At 64.8% G+C, this 6,548-nt stretch carries 5 protein-coding genes and 1 pseudogene; 2 read left to right on the top strand and 4 right to left on the bottom strand.

Annotation, left to right across the window (positions count from 1 at the left end; all coding sequences use genetic code 11):
• Together VGH68_RS04915 and VGH68_RS04910 are read right to left on the bottom strand one after the other, a co-directional pair.
• A pseudogene (locus VGH68_RS04915) lies at positions 1 to 455 on the bottom strand (malate synthase A); the annotation flags it as partial.
• Positions 456 to 543: 88 nt separating this feature from the next.
• Positions 544 to 1,350: a haloacid dehalogenase type II gene (locus VGH68_RS04910; protein WP_331602387.1), complete on the bottom strand. Its 807-nt coding sequence runs from the start codon at positions 1,348 to 1,350 to the stop codon at positions 544 to 546.
• Between the two features lie 150 nt (positions 1,351 to 1,500).
• On the opposite strand from VGH68_RS04910, the gene VGH68_RS04905 reads away from it, so the two are divergent.
• Positions 1,501 to 2,403 carry a LysR family transcriptional regulator gene (locus tag VGH68_RS04905; RefSeq protein ID WP_331602386.1) on the top strand — a complete coding sequence of 301 codons (903 nt, stop codon included), beginning with the start codon at positions 1,501 to 1,503 and terminating at the stop codon, positions 2,401 to 2,403.
• 199 nt (positions 2,404 to 2,602) lie between these two features.
• Positions 2,603 to 3,037, top strand: coding sequence for a universal stress protein (locus tag VGH68_RS04900; protein WP_331602385.1), 435 nt, complete (start codon positions 2,603 to 2,605; stop codon positions 3,035 to 3,037).
• Positions 3,038 to 3,321: 284 nt separating this feature from the next.
• Here the strand turns inward: VGH68_RS04900 and aceA are convergent, their stop codons facing one another.
• Positions 3,322 to 4,626 (bottom strand): isocitrate lyase, encoded by a 1,305-nt coding sequence (gene aceA / locus VGH68_RS04895; RefSeq protein WP_331602388.1) that lies wholly within the window; start codon positions 4,624 to 4,626, stop codon positions 3,322 to 3,324.
• Positions 4,627 to 5,094: 468 nt separating this feature from the next.
• Positions 5,095 to 6,548: DEAD/DEAH box helicase (locus VGH68_RS04890; RefSeq protein WP_331602384.1), on the bottom strand; the 1,454-nt coding region annotated here is incomplete at its 5' end.

Here is a 6,548-nt window from a genome sequence, read left to right as displayed (position 1 = left end):
GACTTGCCGTTTTGCTCAAGAGAAATCGTGCGCCGCACTGCGTCCTTGAGGTTGAGATGGCCGGTGATCTGGTTATGCCAGCTCGGCGCATTCGAATCCTCGAAGTCGGTCATGTAGGAATCCGCGCCCGAGTTAAGCGCGTTGATGATCATCTTGCGTTCGACGGGACCCGTGATCTCGACCCGCCGGCACTGCAGATCGCGCGGCAGCGGCGCGATCTTCCAGTCGCCTTCGCGCACGCTCCTGGTGGCAGCGAGGAAGTCGGGCCGCTCGCCGGCGTCGAGCCGCTGCGCGCGTTCGACGCGCGCGTGCAGCAACTGCTGGCGGCGCGGCTCGAACGTGCGATGCAACGCGGCGACGACTTCCAACGCGTCGCGCGTGAGGATCGCTTCAAAGCCGGGCGCGATGTCGCCGGTAATTTCCATGCCCGGCGGCAACGATAGCGAGTTCGTCATGTTTTTTCCTTGGTCGGTCAGCTTGCAAAAATGCGATGGTTGAGCAGAAAACAGAAGTCAGTGAGTTGTGGGGGTGCGGCAATCGTCGTCATACGCGCGGGCTGGCGCGCTTGCGGCTGCCGCTGCCGGGTTTTCCGTCTCGACGTCCGGCTTGTGATGGCGAACGCGGCCCGAGCGCCTGCAAGAAGCTCAGCAGATCGTTCATGCCGCTGCCGGTGCCGTGGGGTGTGACGCCCAGTTCCTCGAGCGGTGCGTTGTGCCGGTTGAGCCAGAACGTCGTGAAGCCGAACCATGTGGCGCCTGCCACGTCCCAGCCGTTCGACGACACGAAGACGATCTCGCGCGCGGACACGCCGAACGTTGCGGGACCGAGCGCATAGGCGGCGGGCGACGGCTTGTACGCGCGCACCGCGTCGACCGACAGCGCGTAGTCGAAGAGAGCGCTCATGCCGGCGCTCTTGAGCGCGATCTCGAGCATGCGGGGGTCCCCGTTCGACAGGATGGCCAGACCGAAGCGCGGCACGTCGGTGGCGTCGTGCAATGCGCGTAACGCCGGCACCGTATCGGGAAAGGCGGACAGGCACGCGTATTCGTCCATCAGACGTTTTTCGGCCGCGCGGCCCAGCGTGAGCTGGAGTTTTTTTGTGGCGAAGCGCAATGCGTCGAGCGTGATGTCCCAGAAGGGACGGTAGTGTTCGTCCGGCGCGTCGATCCGAGCGGCGAGGGTACGCAACTGCGTGTATTCGATCTGCTTTTGGCGCCACAGCATCGACAGCGCATCGCCGCGGCCGGGGAACAACTGCTCCGCGACCGCGATCACCGAATGCACGTCGAACAGCGTGCCGTAGGCGTCGAAAATCACTGCTCGCGGGAAAAGTGTCGTTGTGGCCGACATTGCCGTGCGCTCCATTCAAAGGTCGGGATCGATTGTATTGGTCGCATCACGCGCAAAGAAATGGGCTAAACATCACTTGATCTTTTACTTTGATGCACCTAATGTCACGCGTACATTCACTTTTGCGCTCGAGTGCGGCGCGTATCGTTCATGGACCGTTTCAAGCAGATCGAGACTTTCGTCACCGTGGCGGGCAAGGGCAGCCTGTCCGCGGCGGCGCTCGCCGAGGGCGTTGCGCCCGCGATCATCGGCCGCCGCATCGATGGGCTCGAGGAGCGCCTGGGCGTCAAGTTGCTCGTGCGCACGACCCGCAAGATCACGCTGACCTTCGAAGGCTCGGCGTTTCTCGAGGACTGCCAGCGCATCATTCACGACATGCAGAACGCGGAGGCGAGCGTGTCGGCGGGCGGCGTGAAGGCGAGCGGCCATCTGCGGCTCTCGGCGCCGGCCGGTTTCGGGCGGCGGCACGTCGCGCCACTGGTGCCGGCGTTCACGATCGCGCATCCGGACGTATCGATCACGCTCGATCTGTCGGATCGCCTCGTCGATCTGATCAACGAGGGTTTGGACTGCGCGGTGCGCCTGGGCGAGCTGCCGGATTCGTCGCTGGTATCGCTGAAGCTGGGCGAAAATCGCCGCGTATGTGTCGCGTCCCCCGCGTACCTGAACCGGCGCGGCGCGCCCCATAGCCTAGGTGACCTCGCGCGCCACAACTGCCTTGCGCTCGGCGCGAGCGCGAACCAGCAGCGCGGCTGGATGTTTCAGCAGGACGGCAAGGTCGTGTCGATCAAGGTATCCGGCACGATGGAATGCTCGGACGGCGCGGTGCTGCACGAATGGTGTCTCGCGGGACACGGGCTTGCATGGCGCTCGTGGTGGGAGGTCGGCGCCGACCTCGCGGCCGGCCGGCTCGTTACCGTGCTGGACGAGTTCGCCGCGCCGCCAATCGGCATTCACGCGGTGTTTCCGCAGCGTCGCCATTTGCCGCTGCGGGTGCGGCTGTTTCTCGATTTTGTCAAGCACACCTACGGCGAGCCGGACTACTGGGACTGAACCCGCCGACACGCGCGTGCGCACCGCGCGCGCGGCATGATGCGACCGCGCGGTGCGCAATGGACTGTCGATATCCGGACAGACCCTCGACCGATCCCCACCCACATCCGTGCGCACTACAATCGATTCGAACGGCTTGCAGGCCGGACTTCGTTGAACGCTGACGCGGCGCTGCGCGCAGTCGGCGACGGAGGACATCATGTTCACGCACATCCTGGTTCCGACCGATGGTTCGGAGCTGTCACGCAAGGCGATAGCGGGTGCGATCGATCTCGCGAAAGCGGTCGGTGCACGCGTCACGGCGTACGCGTGTCTGCCGCAATATCCGTACTCGCCGTTCTCGGACGTCGTGGTCGAGCCACCCAGCGAGTTCCTGCGGCGCAGCGAGCGCGAGGCGCGGCTGCATCTGCATGAAGTGGAAGTGGCCGCGCATCGCGTCGGCGTGAGCGTCGAGAGCCGTACGAGCGTACATCCGGCGCCGTACCTCGGCATCATCGAAGCGGCCGAGCAGGGCCCCTGCGACGTGATTTTCATGGCCTCGCACGGGCGGCGAGGGCTCGGCAGCCTGCTGATCGGCAGCGAAACGCAGCGAGTGCTCACGCATACCAAGATTCCAGTGATCGTGTATCGCTGACACGGCGCGCTACGCATCCATCGCGGCCTGGCAATTTCGAAGAAAACGCGCTGGCGGCCACGCCGGCGCATTCGGTTCGCCGCACGCTTTTTTGCGCATGCTGGCTCCTCCCAACCTCCGGCCACCGGAGCTCGCGGCAACGCTTGTTGCAACACTCGCTGCGAGCCCGGGCGGTGTGCGCCTCCTGTGACGGCGGCACGCTGACGGTGCCGCTCGACTTTTTGCCGATCGTTCCTGCGATCGGGACAGGGCCCGGCGGGAAGCCGGCCCGCGTGCCGTCAGCGTCAGGCAACCTTTTTGTCGAAGAACTGCTCATCTTCGGTCGAACCATGCAGCGCGGTCGTCGATGCTTCACGCTCGACCGTCTGAGTGACCGCGTCGAAGTAGCCGGTGCCGACTTCGCGCTGGTGCTTCACCGCGGTGAAGCCCTTCTCGGCCGCCGCGAATTCCGCCTGCTGCATTTCGACGAAGGCGGTCATCTGGTTGCGGGCATAGCCGTGCGCGAGGTTGAACATCGAGTAGTTCAGCGCATGGAAGCCGGCCAGTGTGATGAACTGGAACTTGTAGCCCATCGCGCCGAGTTCGCGCTGGAATTTCGCGATCGTCGCGTCGTCGAGGTTCTTCTTCCAGTTGAACGACGGCGAGCAGTTGTACGACAGCAGCTGGTCCGGGTAGTCCTTATGGATCGCGTCGGCGAATTTCTTCGCGAACTCGAGGTCCGGCTTGCCGGTTTCGCACCAGATCATGTCCGCATACGGCGCGTACGCGAGACCGCGCGAGATCGCCTGCTCAAGACCCGGCTTGGTGCGGTAAAAGCCTTCCACCGTGCGCTCACCGGTCAGGAACGGGCGGTCGTTGTCGTCGATGTCCGAGGTGACGAGGTCGGCGGCTTCCGCGTCGGTGCGGGCGAGCAGCACGGTCGGCGTGCCCGACACGTCGGCGGCCAGACGCGCGGCGGTCAGCTTCGCGACCGCCTCGCGGGTCGGCACCAGCACCTTGCCGCCCATGTGCCCGCACTTCTTGACCGACGCGAGCTGGTCTTCGAAGTGCACGCCCGATGCGCCCGCTTCGATCATCGCCTTCATCAGTTCGAACGCGTTCAGCACTCCACCGAAGCCGGCTTCCGCGTCGGCCACGATCGGCGCGAAGTAGTCGACGTAGCCTTCGTCGCCGGGATTCCTGCCTTCCGACCACTGGATCTGGTCCGCGCGCATCAGCGTGTTGTTGATGCGTTTGACGACGAGCGGCACCGAGTTGGCCGGATACAGCGACTGGTCCGGGTACATTTCGCCAGCGACGTTCGCATCGCCCGCGACTTGCCAGCCTGACAGATAGATCGCCTTGAGGCCGGCCTTGACCTGTTGCATCGCCTGGTTGCCGGTCAGCGCGCCCAGCGAGTTCACGAACGGCTCGTTGTTCACAGCGGCCCACAGCTTTTCCGCGCCGCGCCTGGCGAGCGTGTGCTCGACTTGTACCGAGCCGCGCAGCCGGATCACGTCTTCGGCCCCGTAGGTGCGCTTGACGCCTTTCCAGCGCGGATCGGTTTCCCATTGTTGCTGGAGTTGCTTCACTTGCTGTTCGCGGGTCATGGTCATGATGTGCTCCTTCTTTGCGGGTTAGGGAGGATGGGTGACTCTGTGCTCGGGAAACGGCTGGCCAGAGGGGCGTGCGTTTCGCGAGGTCTTATATAAGAGTCTAGGCAAATCGCCGATCCGGCCATAGACGCCGCAAAGCGTTTTTCTGATATTTATTTCGTCGAAAAATCAATCGCTTAGATGTTTCGTTTCGGATGGAGAAACGCTTTTTCCCCTATCGCAATCGCTGACTTGTGCTTTGCAGCATGTTTTTTTACGACGCAAAAAAATTTTTTACATCGTGAAATGTGCAGCCTTCGGGCGACAGGCGAAAAAAAACCGGTGCCTGAGCACCGGTTTTTGACGGATGGACGGTTGGGAAACCGTCCGATCTTTTAGATGAGTCGTGTTGCGCGGCAAGTGTAGCGGCCGGGTCGGGCCGCTCGCCCGCGGTCCACCGTGGCAGACCACGGTGAACGGCGATTAACTGCCGCGACGCGCCGTGCGCGGACCGTCGTTGCGGCGTGCGCTGTAGCCGTCGCGCGAACCGCCGTAGCCTTCACGCGAACCAAAACCGTCGCGCGAGCCGCCCTCACGCGAACCACCAGCCGGCTTGTTGCCCCAGCTGTTGCCAGTGCCACTGCCAGTACCGCTGCGCGAAGCGCCGTAGCCGCCCGGCTTGCCGGAGCCGCTGCCGAAGCGTCGGCCGCTGTTGTTGCCAGCCGGACGGCCGCGGCCGCCGAAGCCAGGACGGCCAGTGCCGGAAGGCGCCGCCTTGCGCGGCTCGAAACCTTCGACGACGTTGACCGCCAGCGGCGTGCGCACGAAACGCTCGATCCGCTTCAGCGCGCCTTGTTCCGCGTGATGCACGAGGCTCACCGCGATACCCGAGCGGCCCGCGCGGCCGGTGCGGCCGATACGGTGCACGTAGTCTTCGGCGAACTTGGGCAGGTCGTAGTTGAACACGTGCGTAACGCCGGGGATGTCGATGCCGCGCGCGGCGACGTCGGTTGCCACCAGCACGCGCACACGGCGTTCGCGCAGCGCGCGGATCGTGCGGTTACGCGCGCCTTGCGGCAGGTCGCCGTGCAGCGCGGCCGATTCGAAACCGGCGTCGGCGAGACGGCCCGCGAGCTGGTCGGCGTCGAGCTTGGTTGCCGTGAAGACGATGGCCTGATCGAGGCCGGCGTCACGCAGCAGATGGTCGAGCAGACGGTTCTTGTGATCGCGGTCGTCGACGTAATGAACGGTCTGCGCGATGTTCGTGCGCTGCTCTAGGCGCTGGATGATCTCGATACGCTCCGGGTCTTTCAGCAGACGGCCGGTCAGCGAACCGATCTTGCCGTCGAGCGTGGCCGAGAACAGCATGGTCTGACGCGTAGCCGGCGTCTGGGCGACGATCGTGTCGATGTCGTCGATAAAGCCCATGTCGAGCATACGGTCGGCTTCGTCGAGCACGAGGATCTGCAGTTGCGACAGATCGATGCGGCCGCGCTCGAGGTGATCGATCAGACGGCCCGGCGTCGCGACGAGGATTTCGGGGTTTTTCGCGAGCAGCATCAGCTGCTGGCCGTAGGCGACGCCGCCGAGAATGCTGACAGTGCGCAGGCGCTTCAGGTGCTTGCCGTACGTCGCGGCGGCGGTGGTGACCTGCATCGCGAGTTCGCGGGTCGGGGTCAGCACCAGCATGGTCGGACGCGCGACCGGCTGCGGACGGCGGCCGCGGCCACCGTCGGCCGGGCGCGCTTCGCGCGGCTGGCTTGCCGGGGCTTTTTGCAGCTGCGAGAAACGCTCGATCGCCGGCAGCATGAAGGCGGCGGTCTTACCCGAGCCCGTCGGGCTCGAAACCATCAAGTCGCGCCCGGCAATCGCGGCGGGCACCGCGCGCTGTTGAACCGGCGTCGGGTGTTCGTAGCCGGCAGCGGTCAGCGCGGAGA

Source organism: Paraburkholderia sp. (genome assembly GCF_036488505.1).
Taxonomy (GTDB): Bacteria; Pseudomonadota; Gammaproteobacteria; order Burkholderiales; family Burkholderiaceae; genus Paraburkholderia.
The sequence above is the reverse complement of the archived record's forward strand: the minus strand, read 5'-3'. Positions and strand labels throughout refer to the sequence as shown.

Bases quoted from the DNA above. Each gene is read 5' to 3' on its own strand.
- VGH68_RS04910 (WP_331602387.1), bottom strand. From the start codon at position 1,350: ATGTCGGCCACAACGACACTTTTCCCGCGAGCAGTGATTTTCGACGCC.
- VGH68_RS04905 (WP_331602386.1), top strand. From the start codon at position 1,501: ATGGACCGTTTCAAGCAGATCGAGACTTTCGTCACCGTGGCGGGCAAG.
- VGH68_RS04900 (WP_331602385.1), top strand. From the start codon at position 2,603: ATGTTCACGCACATCCTGGTTCCGACCGATGGTTCGGAGCTGTCACGC.
- aceA (WP_331602388.1), bottom strand. From the start codon at position 4,626: ATGACCCGCGAACAGCAAGTGAAGCAACTCCAGCAACAATGGGAAACC.